The organism is Falsiroseomonas oryzae, assembly GCF_027856955.1.
GTDB lineage: Bacteria > Pseudomonadota > Alphaproteobacteria > Acetobacterales > Acetobacteraceae > Falsiroseomonas > Falsiroseomonas oryzae.
On sequence record NZ_JAPSMD010000004.1, the window covers coordinates 12589 to 28207 of the forward strand.

Annotated in this window: 11 protein-coding genes; 9 read left to right on the forward strand and 2 right to left on the reverse strand. The window is 72.7% G+C overall.

The genetic code is table 11. The annotated features are described in order from the left end of the window. Positions 1 to 79 precede the first annotated feature (79 nt). The 9 genes from OZN99_RS01175 (at position 80) to OZN99_RS01215 (ending at position 12136) form a co-directional block, all read left to right on the forward strand. Positions 80 to 1231, forward strand: a complete 1152-nt coding sequence (locus OZN99_RS01175) for a threonine synthase (RefSeq protein ID WP_270933330.1) — start codon at positions 80 to 82, stop codon at positions 1229 to 1231. Further along, on the forward strand, positions 1228 to 2196 hold the full coding sequence (locus OZN99_RS01180; protein ID WP_270933331.1) for an LLM class flavin-dependent oxidoreductase: 969 nt from the start codon (positions 1228 to 1230) through the stop codon (positions 2194 to 2196). Before OZN99_RS01175 ends, OZN99_RS01180 begins: the two co-directional genes overlap by 4 nt. Beyond that, positions 2193 to 4262: a hydantoinase/oxoprolinase family protein gene (locus OZN99_RS01185; protein WP_270933332.1), complete on the forward strand. Its 2070-nt coding sequence runs from the start codon at positions 2193 to 2195 to the stop codon at positions 4260 to 4262. Before OZN99_RS01180 ends, OZN99_RS01185 begins: the two co-directional genes overlap by 4 nt. After that, a complete protein-coding gene (locus OZN99_RS01190) occupies positions 4259 to 5977 on the forward strand; it encodes a hydantoinase B/oxoprolinase family protein (protein WP_270933333.1) in 1719 nt (572 codons plus the stop codon). The genes OZN99_RS01185 and OZN99_RS01190 overlap by 4 nt, the downstream gene beginning before the upstream one ends. Positions 5978 to 6139: 162 nt before the next feature. After that, complete coding sequence (cofE, locus tag OZN99_RS01195; RefSeq protein WP_270933334.1) at positions 6140 to 6901, forward strand: coenzyme F420-0:L-glutamate ligase; 762 nt, start codon at positions 6140 to 6142, stop codon at positions 6899 to 6901. Then, positions 6898 to 7842 (forward strand): 2-phospho-L-lactate transferase, encoded by a 945-nt coding sequence (gene cofD / locus OZN99_RS01200; RefSeq protein WP_270933335.1) that lies wholly within the window; start codon positions 6898 to 6900, stop codon positions 7840 to 7842. The genes cofE and cofD overlap by 4 nt, the downstream gene beginning before the upstream one ends. Then, entirely contained in the window at positions 7839 to 8504 is a 666-nt protein-coding gene (gene cofC, locus OZN99_RS01205; protein ID WP_270933336.1) for a 2-phospho-L-lactate guanylyltransferase, read from the forward strand. Before cofD ends, cofC begins: the two co-directional genes overlap by 4 nt. Continuing rightward, positions 8501 to 10864: a 5-amino-6-(D-ribitylamino)uracil--L-tyrosine 4-hydroxyphenyl transferase CofH gene (cofH, locus tag OZN99_RS01210; protein WP_270933337.1), complete on the forward strand. Its 2364-nt coding sequence runs from the start codon at positions 8501 to 8503 to the stop codon at positions 10862 to 10864. The genes cofC and cofH overlap by 4 nt, the downstream gene beginning before the upstream one ends. Positions 10865 to 10942: 78 nt before the next feature. Further along, positions 10943 to 12136 (forward strand): MFS transporter, encoded by a 1194-nt coding sequence (locus OZN99_RS01215; protein WP_270933338.1) that lies wholly within the window; start codon positions 10943 to 10945, stop codon positions 12134 to 12136. Between the two features lie 97 nt (positions 12137 to 12233). On the opposite strand, the gene OZN99_RS01220 is transcribed toward OZN99_RS01215, so the two are convergent. Further along, entirely contained in the window at positions 12234 to 13940 is a 1707-nt protein-coding gene (locus OZN99_RS01220; RefSeq protein ID WP_270933339.1) for a hypothetical protein, read from the reverse strand. After that, positions 13937 to 15610 carry a hypothetical protein gene (locus tag OZN99_RS01225; RefSeq protein ID WP_270933340.1) on the reverse strand — a complete coding sequence of 558 codons (1674 nt, stop codon included), beginning with the start codon at positions 15608 to 15610 and terminating at the stop codon, positions 13937 to 13939. Before OZN99_RS01225 ends, OZN99_RS01220 begins: the two co-directional genes overlap by 4 nt. Between the last annotated feature and the right edge of the window lie 9 nt (positions 15611 to 15619).

Consider the following 15619-nt stretch of genomic DNA (forward strand, 5'->3'; position numbering starts at 1 on the left):
CTCGATGGGACCGGGCGCCCCCACATTTCCGCTCTGGCCGCCGCAGCACCGCGGCTGCCCGGCTACGTCGGACGATGCGATGCAGTGGCCGCTCGGCATCGGCTACGACCTGGCGCGAGTGGATCCAGCCCTGTTCGACCAGGCGCCAGGACCCGGGCTCGACCGCTGGCAGCCGCTGCTGCCGCCGCTCGCGCCCGGGCTCTCGATGGGCGAAGGCGGCACGCCACTGATCGACGCGCCGGCGATGGCGGAGTGGCTCGGGCTGCCGCGCGATGCGCTGCTGCTCAAGGATGAATCCCGCAACCCGACGCACAGCCACAAGGACCGGCTGAACCTCTGCACGGTCAGCGCTGCGCTCGCCGTCGGGGCACCGGGCATCTGCGTCGCTTCCTCCGGCAATCACGGCCTTGCCGCCGCGGCCTATGCCGCGCGTGCCGGCCTACCGGCCGTCGTCGTCACCGGCGCCGGCGGCCAGCCCGCCTTCCGCGCCTGGTGGCGCGCACTCGGCGCGGAGGTGCTGACCGTCGCGCCGGAGCAACGCTGGCCGCTGCTGAACCGCATCGTCGCCGAGACGGGCTTCCATCCCGTCAGCAACCTGACGCGCTTCCACACCGGCCATCCCTTCGGGCCCGAAGGCTACAAGACCATCGCCTACGAGTTGTTCCTGCAGCTTGGCCGCGCCGCGCCGGCCATGGTCGTCGTGCCGACCGGGTATGGCGAGATGCTCTACGGCATCCACAAGGGCTTCCAGGAGCTGCGCGCCCTCGGCCTGCTGGACCGCACGCCGCGCATCGTCTCGGCCGAGCCGGCCGTGCGCGGGCCGCTCGCTCGCGCGCTGGCCGGCAACCTCCCCGCGGTCGAAGTCGCACCGGCGCCGGGACGCGCCGCCGGCATCATGTGCACGGTGAACTCCTGGCGCGGCGTGGTTGCGGTGCGCGACAGCGGCGGCCTCGGCCTGACGGCGCGGGAGGAGAGCATCGCGGAAGCGCGGACGCGGCTCGCCACCTCCGGGTCATGGCAGGAGTATTCCGGCGTGGCGGGCCTCGCCGCGCTGCGCGAGGCCCTCGCGGACGGCCGGCTTGCCGCGCCCGCCGACGGACCGGTCGTCGTGCTGCTTACCTCCGCCGGCATCAAGGACATCCAGGCCGAGGACCTGGCGCCGCTCGCACCGGACACGCCGGCGGCGATCGAGGCCACCCTGGCGCGGCTGAGGGAAGGACGCGCGGCATGACCAGCGGCATCGGCCTGTCGACCGAGGGGCGCGAGGGGCCGGCCCAGCTCTTCGCCCTGGCCGAGGCGGCGGACGAGCTCGGCGTCGATACGCTCTGGCTCGCCTGCCACCTGTTCCAGCGCGACCCCGTCGCGCAGGCCGCGGCGGTCCTGGCGCGCACGCGGCGTCTCAAGGTCGCGCTGATGGCGATGAGCCCCTATGCGCTGCATCCCGTCTATCCCGTGATGTCCGCGGCGACGCTCGCGGAGATGCATCCCGGCCGCGTGGTGCTGAGCTTCGGCGTCGGTGCGCCGGGCGACCTCGCCTCCGCCGGGATCGAGGCGCCGCATCCGCTGCAGACCATGCGCGAGACCTTTGTCATCGCGCGCCAGCTGCTGGCCGGCGAAAGCGCCGCGCATGAAGGCGCGCGCTTCCGCGTGACGGGCCGGAAGCTGCTGCCGGGACCGCGCCCGGACGTGCCGGTCGCGCTCACTGCCTCGGGTCCGAAGATGCTGCTGCTGGCGGCCGACATCGCCGACGGCGTGGTGCTCTCCTCCGCCACCTCGGTGGAGTTCGTGCGGGCCTGCGTGGCGGAGCTGCGCGGGCGCCGGGCGGGCGGCGCGCCCCTCACCATCTACGGCCTGGTGCACTGCGCTCCGCTGGCCGAGGAGCGTGCGGCGCTCGACCGGCTGAAGCCCATCCTGGCCTTCATCCTGCGCGGTGCGCACCATGCGCGGAACCTCGCCCTGGCCGGATCGCAGCTCGACCAGGCGGCGGTGATGGCGGCGATCGGTCGGGAGGACTGGGCCGGCGCCGCGGCGCTGGTCGGCGACGAGGTCGTGCGCCGCCACGCCGCGCTCGGCCCGCCGGACGCCATCGCGCGCCGCCTGGCGGAGTACCGTGCCGCCGGCCTGGACGAGATCGTGCTGTCCGGGCTGCACGGGCCCGAGGAGCTGCGCGCGGTCATGGCGGGGCTCGGCGGATGAGCGGCGTGCGCCTGGCCGTCGATATCGGCGGCACCTTCACGGATTTCGTGCTGGACCTGCGGGGCCGTCGCCTCAGCCGCAAGGTTCTCACCACGCCGCGCGCACCCGAACAGGCCGTACTGGAGGGCACGCGGCTGATCCTGGCCGAGGCCGGGCTGCGACACGGCGACCTGACGCTCGTGGTGCACGGCACCACGCTGGCCACCAACGCCATCATCGAGCGCAAGGGCGCGAGGACGGCCCTGCTGGTGACCGAAGGCTTCCGCGATTCCGTGGAAATGGCCTACGAGAACCGCTTCGAGCAGTACGACATCCTGATGGAGCGCCCGGCGCCGCTGGTACCGCGCGACCTGCGGCTGCCTGTGCCCGAACGGCTCGACGCGCGCGGGCGCACGGTGACGCCGCTGGACGAGGCCGCCCTCGCCGCCCTCGTGCCGAAGCTCCGCGATGCGGGCGTGCGCAGCGTCGCCATCGGCTTCATGCACGCCTACGTCAATCCCGCGCATGAGCGGCGCGCCGGAGAGCTGCTGCGGGCCTTGGCGCCCGATCTCGCGATCAGCCTCTCCGCCGAGGTCTCGCCCGAGATCCGCGAATACGAACGCTGGTCCACCGCCATTGCGAACGCCTATGTCCAGCCCGTCATGGATCGCTATCTCGGCCGGCTGGAACACGCCTTCCGCGCGGAGGGCGTGGTTGCGCCGATCTTCCTGATGACCTCCGCCGGCAGCCTGACGACGCTGGACCTCGCGCGACGCTTCCCGGTGCGCCTGGTGGAATCCGGGCCGGCCGGCGGCGCGATCCTCGCCGCCCGGCTGGCCGCTCAGGGCGGGCTGGACCGTCTGGTCTCCTTCGACATGGGCGGCACGACCGCGAAGATCTGCCTGATCGACGACGGCCAGCCGCGGCACGCCCGCAGCTTCGAGGTCGCGCGGCACTACCGCTTCCTGAAGGGAAGCGGCATCCCGCTGCGCATCCCGGTGATCGAGATGGTGGAGATCGGCGCGGGCGGCGGCTCCATCGCTTCGGTCGACGCCCTGGCCCGCATCCAGGTCGGGCCGGAGAGCGCGGGCTCCGAGCCCGGGCCGGCTTGCTACGGCCGAGGCGGAACGCGCCCCGCCGTCACCGATGCGGACCTGCACATCGGCCGCCTGCGCCCGGACCGCTTCGCGGCCGGGCGGATCCGGCTGGACGTGGACGCGGCGGCAGCGGCCATCGCGGCGCAGGTCGCGGTACCGCTCGGCCTGCCGGTCGGCACCGCCGCGCTCGGGGTGGTGGAGGTGGTGGAGGAGAACATGGCGAACGCGGCCCGGCAGCACGCCGTGGAATGCGGGAAGGAACTGCGCGGCCGCGCCATGGTCGCCTTTGGCGGCGCCGCGCCCCTGCACGCCGCGCGGCTGGCCGAGAAGCTCGACATCGCGACCGTGCTGGTGCCGGCCGGGGCGGGGGTCGGTTCCGCAGTCGGCTTCCTGCTCGCCCCCATCGCCTACGACCTGGCCCGCACGCGCCACGCCCTCCTGGATGCCAGCTTCGACGCGGCGGCGATCGAAGCGCTGCGGGCGGAGATGCGGGCGGAAGCGACCGCCATCGTCCGTGCCGGCGAGCCGGACGCGCCGCTGGAAGAGCGCTGGACGGTGGACCTGCGCTATGTCGGCCAGGGGCACGAGCTGACCGTCGTGATCCCCGCCGCGCCGGTCACGGCCGACACCCTGCGCCGCCTGTTCGTGACGCAGTACGCTGCGCAGTTCGGCCGCGCGATTCCGGGGCTGGACGTGGAGGCGATGGGCTGGGCTTTGCGCCTCGCCGCACCGGAGCCGCCCCTGCCCGCCATGCCGGCGCCGCCGCCGGATCGTGCGGTGGCGCCCGACCGTTTCGTGGACGTCGCCGATCCGCGCGACGGCGCGCCCCGCCCCGTGGCGCTGCACGACCGGACGTGGCTCGTGCCCGGCGACCTGGTGCAGGGTCCGGCGCTGATCGTCGAGGACGAGACGACCACCTACGTGACCGACAGCTTCGTCGCGCGGATCGACGCCCTTGGCCACATCCTGCTGACGCGGAGCCCGGCATGAGCGCGATGGACCAGATCCGCCTGCAGGTCATGTGGGACCGCATGATCGCCGTGGTGGAGGAACAGGCGCAGACCCTGGTCCGGACGGGCTTCAGCACCTCCACGCGCGAGGCCGGCGACGTCTCGGCCGGCGTCTTCGACACCGCGGGCCGCATGCTCGCCCAGGCCGTCACCGGCACGCCGGGCCATGTGAACTCGATGGCCCGCGCCGTGGTGCATTTCCTCGATGCCTTTCCCGCGGCCACGATGCGGCCCGGCGACGCCTTCATCACCAACGATCCCTGGAAGGGCACTGGCCACCTGCACGACTTCACCGTCGTCACGCCCTGCTTCCGCGGCGGGACGATGGTGGCGCTGTTCGCCTGCACCTGCCACGTCATCGACGTGGGCGGCCGCGGCATGGGGCCGGAGGCGCGCAGCGTGCTGGAGGAAGGCATCTTCATCCCGATCCGGCATTTCGCCCGCGCGGGCGTGGTGGACGAGACGCTGGTGGAGCTGATCCGCGTGAACGTGCGCGAACCCGTTCAGGTGGTGGGCGACATCTACTCGCTCGCCGGCTGCAACGAGGTCGGCTGCCGCCGCCTGCTGCGCATGATGGATGAATTCGGCATCACTGACCTGTCCGGCATCGCCGCCCACATCCTGGACCGCTCCCGCGCCGCCATGCTGCAGGCGATACGCGCGGTCCCGCCGGGACGCTACGTGAACCGCATGCGTGTGGACGGGCTGGAGGCGCCGCTCGACCTCGTGGCCACCATGCAGGTCGGCCCGGACGGCATCACCGTGGATTTCGCCGGCACCTCCCCGCCCTCCGCCTTCGGCATCAACGTGCCGCTCTGCTACACCGAGGCGTATGCGAGCTTCGGCGTGAAGTGCATCGTGGCCCCGAAGGTGCCGAACAACGACGCGACGCTGGGCCTGATCCGCGTCACCGCGCCCGCCGACTGCATCCTGAACGCGCAGCCGCCGCTGCCGGTCGCCACGCGCCACATCACCGGGCAGTTGCTGCCGGACCTCGTGATCGGCTGCCTGGCGCAGGCGCTGCGCGGCGAGGTGCCGGCCGAGGGCACCTCCTGCCTCTGGAACCTGATGGCGATGGGCGGCGCGGGGAACGTGAACGTCGCCCCCGGTGAACTGGACGGCGCCACGCGCTTCAACATCATGTCCTTCCATTCCGGCGGCACCGGCGCACGTCCGGGCAAGGACGGGCTGTCCGCCACGGCCTTTCCCTCCGGCGTGCGCAACGTGCCGATCGAGGTCACGGAGCAACTCTCCCCCCTGCTCGTGCGACGCAAGGAATACCGCATGGATTCCGGCGGCGCCGGCACGTTCCGCGGCGGGCTCGGCCAAGTGATGGAGGTCGTGAACCTGGAGGACGTGCCCTACACCGTCAGCGCCAACTACGACCGCGTGCTGTTCCCGCCGCGCGGCCGCGACGGCGGGAAGGATGGTGCGCGCGGCGTGCTCTCCCTGGCGTCCGGCACCGTGCTCGAGGGGAAGGGACGGCAGGTGGTGGCGCCCGGCGAGGTGCTGGTGATTGAGATGCCGGGCGGCGCCGGCCTGGGCGACCCACTGCAGCGCGACCCCGCGCGAGTCGCCGAGGATGCACGTCTCGGCATGGTGTCCGTGGCTGCCGCGCGGTCGGACTACGGCGTGGTGGTGCACGCCGACGGCTCGCTGGACGAGGCGGCGACGCGGGCGGCGCGCGGTGGCTGAGGCGCTTGCGGCGCCTCGCACCGCGTGGAAGACTCGCGCCCGCCCGGGACATGGTGCCGCCTTGCTTCACATGCGCAACGCATTCGCGGACGGATCAGGCGCGCGACGCGCCACTCGTCGTGGCGCGACCGTCCCCACGACCGTGCCACGCCCCCGCTGACCATGCGGGCGACGTCGCTGGCCGCCACCGCCCTGCCGGGCCTGCCGGAGATCACGCGCGGCGCCGATCTTGCGGGTCTCTTGGCCGAGGCGCTGCGACGCCAGGCGCTGAGGGTCGCGCGGCAGGACGTGCTGGTGGTGGCTCAGAAGATCGTCTCGAAGGCAGAGGGCCGCGTCGTGCGACTGGCCGACGTCCTTCCCTCCCCGCAGGCGGTCGAGCTCGCCGACCGGACGGGCAAGGATGCGCGGCTGGTGGAGGTGATCCTGTCGGAATCTCGCCGCGTCGTCCGCGCCGCGCCGCGCGTGCTGGTGGTGGAGCATCGTCTGGGCTTCGTCATGGCGAATGCCGGCGTGGACCAGTCCAATGTCGCGGACCCCGGGACGGCGCTGCTGCTGCCACAGGACCCGGATGCCTCCGCCGCACGACTGCGCGACGGGCTCGCCGAGCGGCTGGGCACCGCACCAGCCGTCATCGTCAGCGACAGCTTCGGGCGCGCGTGGCGCCGGGGCTCCGTCGGCACCGCGATCGGTGTCGCGGGGATGCCGGCGCTGCTGGACCTGCGCGGCCAGCCCGATCGCGCCGGGCGTCCGCTGGAGATCACGACCGTCGGCTTCGCCGACCAGGTGGCCAGCGCTGCCGCGCTGCTGACCGGCGAGGCAGCGGAGGGCCGGCCCGCGGTGCTTGTCCAGGGCCTCGACTGGGAGGCCGCCGAGAGCGGCGTGGGCGCGCTGCTGCGTCCGCAGGAGGAGGACCTGTTCCGGTGAAGGTCGTCGCGCTCTCCGGCGGAATCGGCGGGGCGAAGCTGGCGCTTGGCCTGATGCATGCGCTGGGGCCCCGTGAGCTGACCGTCGTCGCGAACACCGCCGACGATTTCGAGCACCTGGGGCTGCTGGTCTGCCCGGATCTCGATACGCTGCTCTACACCCTGGGCGGCCGGGCCGATGCGGAACGCGGCTGGGGCCGTGCGGGGGAAAGCTGGGGCTGCATGGCAGCGCTGGCGGAGCTGGGCGGACCGGACTGGTTCCAGCTGGGCGACCGCGACCTGGCGACGCATCTGCTGCGCACCAGCCGGCTCCGCGCAGGCGAGACGCTGACCGCTGTGATGAGCGACCTGGCTGCGCGGTTCGGCATTGCCGCGACGCTGCTGCCGATGTCCGACGACCCGGTCCGCACGCGCTTGAAGACGGCGCAGGGCTGGATGGAGTTCCAGCCCTGGTTCGTGGGCCGCCGGGCGGAGCCCGCGGTCACCGCGCTCGACTTCGCCGGCGCCGAGGCGGCGCGGCCGTCCGATGCCGTGCTTGCCGCCCTGGCCGATACGGAGCTCGGTGCGGTGGTTCTCTGCCCCTCCAATCCCTTCATCAGCATCGACCCCATGCTGGCCATGCCATGGCTGCGTGCGGCGCTGCACGGCTGCCGGGCGCCGGTGATCGCCGTCTCGCCGATCATCGCGGGGCAGGCGGTGAAGGGCCCCACTGCGCGCATGCTGGCCGGCTTCGGGCTGGAGGTCAGCGCAACGGCGGTCGCACGCCACTACGGCGAGCGGCTGTCGGGCTACGTGGTCGATTCGCAGGACGCCGCAGCCGCCGCGGCACTGGCGCCGCTGCCGGTGCGCGCCACGCGGACGCTGATGGTCAGCCTGGACGATCGCATCGCCCTGGCGCGCGAGGTGCTGGACATGGCACGCAGCATCGGCCCGCGGCGATGAGCGGGGTCCACGCCCTTCTGCCCATCAAGCTGGTGGCGCAGGCCAAGCAGCGCCTGGCCCGCGCGCTGTCCGCCGAGATGCGCGCCCGCCTTGCCCTGGCGATGGCCGAGGACGTGCTGGCCGCGCTGGCGGCCACGCCCGGCCTTGCCGGCATCACCGTGGTGACGGCCGACCCTGCTGCCGCCGCCCTGGCTGAACGCTACGGCGCGCGCGTGATCCAGGACGGCGCGCTGGACGGCCACACCGGCGCTGTCCTGGCCGGCACGCGGCGCCTGGCGGCGGAGGATGCCGCGGGCGTACTGGCGCTCCCGCTCGACGTGCCCTGCGTGACGCCGGCGGAGATCGCGGCGGTGCTGGACGCGCATGGCGCGCCGCCTGCCTTCACCATCGTGCCGTCGCATGACCGGATGGGATCGAACTGCGTGGTGGTTTCGCCGCCCGGTGCGGTTCCGCTGCGCTTCGGCGACGACAGCTTCGCGCCGCACCTGGCGGCGGCCCGTGCCGCCGGCATCGCGCCGCGCACCCTGGACCTGCCGGGGCTCGCACTCGACATCGACCATCCGGCCGATCTGGCCGCCTTGCTACGCAGGGCGCCGACCACCCGCGCGCATGCGCTGCTGGCGGCAGCCAGCGCGCCGCAACTCCAGGACATGCCATCATGACGCCGGACGCCGCGCTGGCCCTGGCCGGGCGCACCGACATCGACGCCCTCTGCGCCGAGGCCGCGGCGCTGCGCGATGCCGGGCACGGCCGGCGCGTGACCTGGTCGCGCAAGGTCTTCATCCCGCTGACGCAGCTGTGCCGCGACGTCTGCCACTACTGCACCTTCGCCCATCCGCCGCACGCCGGCGAAGCCCCCTTCCTCGACGACGAGGCCGTGCTCTCCGTCGCGCGCGCCGGTGCGGCTGCCGGCTGCAAGGAAGCGCTGTTCACCCTGGGCGACCGGCCGGAGGCGCGCTGGGACGTCGCGCGGGACTGGCTCGCCGCGCGGGGCTTCGCCTCCACGCTGGACTATCTCCGGCACGCCGCGGGGCTGGTGCTGCGCGAAACCGGATTGCTGCCCCATCTCAACCCCGGCGTGATGGCGCAGGAGGAGCTGGCGGCGCTGAGGCCCGTCTCCGCCTCCATGGGCGTGATGCTGGAGAGCGCGTCGGAGCGGCTCTCGGCCCGCGGCGGCCCGCATTTCGGCAGCCCGGACAAGCATCCCGCGGCGCGGCTGGCGACGATCGCCGCGGCCGGCGAGGCTGCCGTGCCCTTCACCTCCGGCATCCTGATCGGCATCGGCGAGACGCGGCGCGAGCGGATCGAGGCGCTGCTGGCGCTGCGCGAGCTGCACGCGCGTCACGGCCATCTGCAGGAAGTCATCGTGCAGAACTTCCGCGCCAAGCCGGGCACCCGCATGGCCGCCGCCCCCGACGCGACGCTGGAGGAGCTGCGCTGGACCATCGCCGTCGCGCGCCTGCTGCTGGGTGCGGAGGCGAACATCCAGGCGCCGCCGAACCTGTCGCCGGACGGCCTGGCGGCGCTGCTCGGCGCCGGCATCAACGACTGGGGCGGCGTCTCGGCCGTCACGCCCGACCACGTGAACCCGGAACGCCCCTGGCCGCATCTCGACCGGCTGCGCGCCGCAACGGAGGCGGCGGGGCACGAGCTCGTGGAACGCCTGGCCATCTATCCGGCCTGGGCGGCGCAGCCCACGCGCTGGCTGGATCCGGCCATGCGCGGCGCTGTCCTGCGTCAGTCCGATGCCACGGGGCTGGCGCGGGAGGATGGATGGGTGACCGGCGCCGGCACGCCGCCTCGCGCCGTGCCGCGTCATCGCACGCCGATCGCGCGACTGCTGCACGCAGCGCGACGCGGCGAGAGCGCCGACGCGGACGACCTCCTCACCCTCTTCGACGCACGCGGCCGGGATCTCGACGCGGTGGTGGCCACCGCCGACGCACTGCGCGCCGAGGCCTGCGGGGACGTGGTGACCTACGCCGTCAATCGCAACATCAACTACACCAACCTGTGCACCTACGCCTGCGGCTTCTGCGCCTTCTCCAAGGGGCGCGGCCACGCTGACCTGCGCGGCCGTCCCTACGATCTCGACCTCGAGGAGATCGCCCGCCGCGCGGAGGAGGCCTGGGCACGCGGCGCCACCGAGGTCTGCCTGCAGGGCGGCATCCACCCCGACTACACCGGCGCCACCTACCTCGCCATCCTGCGCGCGGTGAAGGAGGCCGTGCCGGAGATGCACGTCCACGCCTTCTCGCCGCTGGAGATCACGCAGGGCGCGCGCACCCTCGGGCTGGACCTGCGCGACTATCTGTCGCGCCTGCGGGATGCCGGCCTCGGCAGCCTGCCCGGCACCGCCGCGGAAATCCTGGACGACGAAGTGCGTGCCCTGATCTGTCCGGACAAGCTTCGCACGGACGAGTGGTTCGCCGTGATGGAGTCCGCGCATGCCGTCGGGCTCCGCAGCACCACGACGATCATGTTCGGCCATGCGGAGCGGCCGGTGCACTGGGTGCGGCACCTGCTGCGACTGCGCGCGCAGCAGCAGCGCAGCGGCGGCTTTACCGAATTCGTGCCGCTGCCCTTCGTTGCGGCGGAGGCGCCGCTCTACCGCAAGAGCCTGGCGCGGCGTGGCCCGACCTGGCGGGAGGCTGTGCTGATGCATGCGGTCGCCCGTATCGCGCTGCACGGCGCCATCCCGCACATCCAGGCGTCGTGGGTGAAGCTCTCGCCGGATGGCGCGGCGGCGATGCTGGCGGCCGGCGCCGACGATCTCGGCGGCACGCTGATGAACGAGAGCATCTCCCGCGCCGCTGGCGCAGCGCATGGGCAGGAGCTGCCGCCGGCGGCGATGGAGCGCCTGATCCGCCAGGCCGGCCGCACACCGCGGCAGCGCAGCACGCTCTACGCCGAGGTGAGCGCCACGCGGCGCGCAGCCGCCGCCCATGCGGCGCCGCTGCAGCCGGTTGTGAACAGCCCGGCCGGCAAGCGCGCCCGGATTCACGCCGAGAGCCTGGGCTGAGCGGGTGCAGGCGCGCGACTCCACGGCGGGCCGCGACAGCTGGTAGGCTCGGCGGGTGGACAACGCACTCCCCTCGTCGTGACCGACGCCCGGTTCATCGCGGCCGTCGTCATCGCCCAGGTGCTGGTGCAGATCGGCGCCTTCAGCCTGCCCGCGCTGCTGCCGGGCTACATGGATCGCTGGTCGCTCTCCGCGACGGAGGCGGGCTGGCTCGTCGGCGCCTTCTTCGCCGCCTATGTCGCGGCCGTGCCCATCCTGGTCGCGCTGACGGACCGCGTGCCCGCGCGCCGCGTCTACATGGTGGGCGCGGGCGCGACGGCGCTGTCGCATCTCGGCTTCGCGCTCGTCGCGGATGGATTCTGGAGCGCGCTGCCGCTGCGCGCGCTGGCCGGCATCGGCTGGGCCGGCTGCTACATGCCGGGGTTGAAGGTCCTCGCCGACCGGCTGGAGGGTGCAGCGCAATCGCGCGCCGTCTCCTGGCACGCCGCGGGCGTCGGGATCGCCGGCGCCGTCTCCTTCGCGGTGGCCGGCGCGCTGGATGCGGCAGCGGGCGCGGAGGCGGCGTTCCTGTTCGGCGGCGCCTGTGCCGTGGCGGCCTTCGCGATCGGGGTGGCGGTCATGCCGGCCTCTGTCACGCATCGCGCGGCGCCGGCGAGCGCATTGCTGGATTTCCGCCCGGTGCTGCGCAATCGCGCGGCCATGGCGTGGATCGCCGGCTACACGGTACATACCTGGGAACTCGGCGCCTTGCGCGCCTGGGGCGTCACCTTCCTCACGGCGGCGATCCTGCTGCATGGCGCACCGGGATGGCTGCCTGGCGCCAACGGCCTGTTCACCGCGGCGGGGCTGCTGGGCGTCGCGGTGTCAGTCTTCGGCAACGAGACCGCCCAGCGGTTCGGCCGGGCGCGCGTCGTCGCCGCGGCGATGGCCGCGGCGGCGCTGCTGTCCGTCGTCGCCGGTTTCTCCGTGCTGGTGTCCGCGCCGCTCGCGGCGCTGTGCGTGCTGGCCTGGAACGCTGCGATCTACCTGGACAGCTCCGCGCTGACCGCAGGCACGGTGCAGGCGGCGGAGCGGGAGCGCCGCGGCGCGACGATGGGGCTGCACAGCATGTGCGGCTATGCCGGGGGCTTCCTGGGACCGATCGGCGTCGGCGTCGCGCTGGACCTTGCCGGCCCCGATGCAGTGCTGAGGTGGGCGCTGGCCTTCGGGCACCTCGCCCCGGTCACGCTGCTCGGCTTCTGGCTCGTCAGGCGCCTGGGCCGCCCGTCCTAGACCGGCGTAGCCCTGACTGCGTTCAGGGCTACGCCGGTCCAGCTTCTCTCGCCTCGCGATTCACGCCCTTCGCCGTACCCACCTTCGGTGTGCACACTCAGGGCGATCGCGGGCTGAGGCGCGCGACAAGGTCGTCGTGGAGCGTCAGCAGGCGCTCCGCGCTGAGCAGCGTGTAGACTACTGGGCGCAGGTCGGTCGCCTCGAAGGCGCGGAACTCGGCGGCCAGGTCGAGCAGTTCCGCGAGGCTTGCTTCCAGCCGCGCACGGGCCTCCCGCGCTGCCTCCTCCGGCTGGGGCACGGAGAGGAATCGCGCCAGCGTCAGCGCGCGCGTCGCGCCGGCGAAGCCGCGGAGGTAGCGCCGTGCGATGGCGAAGTGCCGCCGCAACCCGTCCAGCGCCTCCGTCCGCAGGCCGGACGGCGGATCGTCCAGCGCCGCCGCCGCCGCGTCATGGATGGCGAGCGCCTCCTCCCGCTCGGTCAGAACGGCGTGCAGGGCTTCGGCCGTGGGTGCCAGCGCCCCGGACTTTGACGGATCCCAGTCGGCGAGGCTGTTCTTCTCCTCCGCCAGCCACCAGGCATGGTCGAAGCCAACGGGCAGGGTGCTGCTGTCGTTCAGGACGCAGCCCCGGGCGTAGAGCGTGCCGCCCACCGCGTCCCAGCTTCGGCCGAGCAGGCGTTCCGCCCAGGCACCGCAGGCGGCGCGGTGCACGGGCGTGTCGGGATCCAGCATGCCGGCGCGTGCCATCCACTCCGCATAGATCGCGGCGGCCGGCATCGCGGGATCCCGCCCCAGCATCGCGCCCGCATGCAGGTTCGCCATGTTCGGCGTGTGGAACGCGCTGTGGCTGTCCAGGCTCTCCCAGTCCGTGCGGAACACCAGCCCGTCCACGCCGGCGGCACGCGCACGATCCAGCCGGCCGCGCCAGTCCTCGATCAGGATCGCCGGCGCGATGCCCCAGCCGAAATACTGGCCCATGCAGTCGAATTCGAGCCACTGCCGTCGCGCCCCGACGCGCCCGATGCGGGGATTGTCGGGGAAGCTCGGGTAGTAGTCGTGCGGCGTGTTCTTCAGGCTGACGGCGATATCGGCGGGCATCGCCTCGAAGGCGGCGGCCAGGTCCTCCTGCGCACGCCTGCTGAAGACGAAGTCGCGGATCACCAGCGACTTTCCCGCCGCCGCGATCGGGCGATGCATCGCGGCGATCAGGCGGGAGTACCAGCCGCGCGGGCTTGCCGCCGCGCAGAGCTCGCAGCGGCACCGGTTCGCCGTGATGGACAGGCGGCTCTCGCCCGTGCCGGGCGCCGTCACCACGCCGGCCAGGCCGGGCAGCTCCTGGAACAGCTCAACGTATTTCGTCTCCACGAAGTCGAACCAGAAGGGCTCGTTGGGGCACAGGGCCCCGCCCTTGGTGAGTTCGGGCCGCAGCTCCAGGAAGATCTCGTGGAAGAAGAGCTCCTTGTTCTGGAACCAGACCTCGGTGCCCTGCCGCGCCGCGAGTTCGACGACGCGCCGCAGGTATTCGCGCCGGTGGTAAGGCCCGCTGCGGCGTGTGGGCGTGTACCTGTAGAGCGTGCGGAAGCTGTCGCGGTAGCGTTCGAAGATGCTGGCCGCGTTCGGGGCGGCGCCGAAATACCGCCCGGGCCAGACGATGCGGTCCACGATATCGTTGCGGTGCAGGACCAGCGCCGTCATGCCCTGCTCGGCGATGAAGTCCAGCGAACGCCGCACCCGGTCGAAATCCCAGACGAAGCGGCTGTGCATCTCGAGCGCGCGCACGCGGAAGGCCGGCGCGCCGGCACTCATGCGCGCGCGGACCCGATCGCCGCGAGGCGGCGCGCCACGTCGTCTGCCAGCGACAGCAGCCGGCGCTCGTCCATCAGCCAATACACGTAATGCGGGAAGGCCGTGTCCTGCATCCGCTGTGCGACCCGCGCGCAGAACGCACGCAGCGGCGGCAGCGTTGCCGCGGCGGCGGCCGCATCCCCCGGATCGCGCGTAACCTCGGCGCGGCGCGCGAGGAAGACCGTGCGCGCGCAATGCTCGAAGCCCTCGACCCATAGGGCGTAGAGCTCCAGCATCGTACCGAGCTCCGCCACCATCTCCGCCGGCAGCCCGAGCGCGCCGGCGGAGAGGATCGCCGGCAGTTGCCCTACCTCCTCCATCGCCGCCCGCTTCTCCGCCAGGATCGCCGCGATGTTCCCGGGCGTCGGCTCGAGCAGGCGCGACGCGCCCGGCTCCCACTCGTCGCGGCCGTGGATCTCCACCAGCATCGCGAAGGCCTTGTCCAGCGACTCCGGGTACTGGTCGTCCTCGTGGAACAGGTGGCCGCGCACATAGGCCGCCTTCTCCATCACGGACCAGGACGCCTTCATGAACGCCTCCAGCCGACGCGGCGCGTCCGATGCGGTGGCGATCGCCGGGTCCTGGTTCTGCGACGCCGTGCGCAGCGGAGAGAGCAGCCCATGGGCCGCCCACGCATCGTACACCTCGCGCAGGTCTCGTTCGACCCGCCGCGCCAGCATGCTGCCCGCGAAGACATTCAGCAGGTTCGGCCCGTTCAGCGCACCGCAATCCGTGATGACTTCCCAATCCGTCCGCAGCGAGATGCCCTCCACCCCCTTCGCCCGGCACTCGCGCATCCGCCTCTGCATGTCCTCCACGACGCTCACGGGAAAGGTGCCGAGGCCGAAGAACTGGCCCCAGGTGTCGAACTCCACCCATTGCCGGTGCGGGCCGCAATGGCCGATGCGCGGATTGGTCGGGAAGGTCGGGTAGTAGTCGTGCGGCGTGTTCTTCAGGCTGACGACGATGTCGGAGGAGACGCGTCCCGCGGCCTCGATCATCCGGCTCTGCTGGTCGGCGGTGTAGGAGAAGTCGCGCACCGCCAGGGTGCGTCCGAGTTCCGCCAGCGGCGCATGCATCGCACCCAGCAGCCGAGCATACCACTCCGTCGCGTCGATATCGGCGCTGTGCGTGGCGATGGAGACCTTGCTCTCCCGCGTGCCGGGGCTGACGATCACGCCCGCGAGGCCAGGTACGGCCGCCAGCAGCTCGCGGTACTTCGCCTCCAGGAAGCGCCACCAGAACGGATCAGCCGGGTCCACCGTGCCGTCTGCCCGCCGGAGTTCCGGCTTCAACTCAAGCAGGCCGTCAGCGAAGGATATCTCCTTCACTTCCAGGTAGAAGGCGATGCCGCGCGCCGCGCAGGCCCGGATGACGGTGTTGATGTAGTGGCGGTTCTGGTGGACGGAGTGCAGCCGGACCGGGTTGCGCTTCCACAGATAGGCGTCGGGGAACCATGCCTCGGGAAAGACGAGATGCTCGACCATGTCGTTCTGGTGGAACACCAGGGCGTTCAGGTCGAGCTTCTGCATCAGGCCCAGCGCGCGCTCCACCTGGGCCCATTGCCACATGCGATGGGAATGGAACTCCAGCGCGCGGAAGCCGAAGTCGGGCGATCCGTCTCCGTCCACGGTGAACGC

Coding starts and splice junctions, on each gene's coding strand:
- OZN99_RS01185 (WP_270933332.1), top strand. CDS start 2,193: ATGAGCGGCGTGCGCCTGGCCGTCGATATCGGCGGCACCTTCACGGAT.
- cofH (WP_270933337.1), top strand. CDS start 8,501: ATGACGCCGGACGCCGCGCTGGCCCTGGCCGGGCGCACCGACATCGAC.
- OZN99_RS01220 (WP_270933339.1), bottom strand. CDS start 13,940: ATGAGTGCCGGCGCGCCGGCCTTCCGCGTGCGCGCGCTCGAGATGCAC.
- OZN99_RS01190 (WP_270933333.1), top strand. CDS start 4,259: ATGAGCGCGATGGACCAGATCCGCCTGCAGGTCATGTGGGACCGCATG.
- OZN99_RS01175 (WP_270933330.1), top strand. CDS start 80: ATGCAGTGGCCGCTCGGCATCGGCTACGACCTGGCGCGAGTGGATCCA.
- cofE (WP_270933334.1), top strand. CDS start 6,140: ATGCGGGCGACGTCGCTGGCCGCCACCGCCCTGCCGGGCCTGCCGGAG.
- OZN99_RS01180 (WP_270933331.1), top strand. CDS start 1,228: ATGACCAGCGGCATCGGCCTGTCGACCGAGGGGCGCGAGGGGCCGGCC.
- cofC (WP_270933336.1), top strand. CDS start 7,839: ATGAGCGGGGTCCACGCCCTTCTGCCCATCAAGCTGGTGGCGCAGGCC.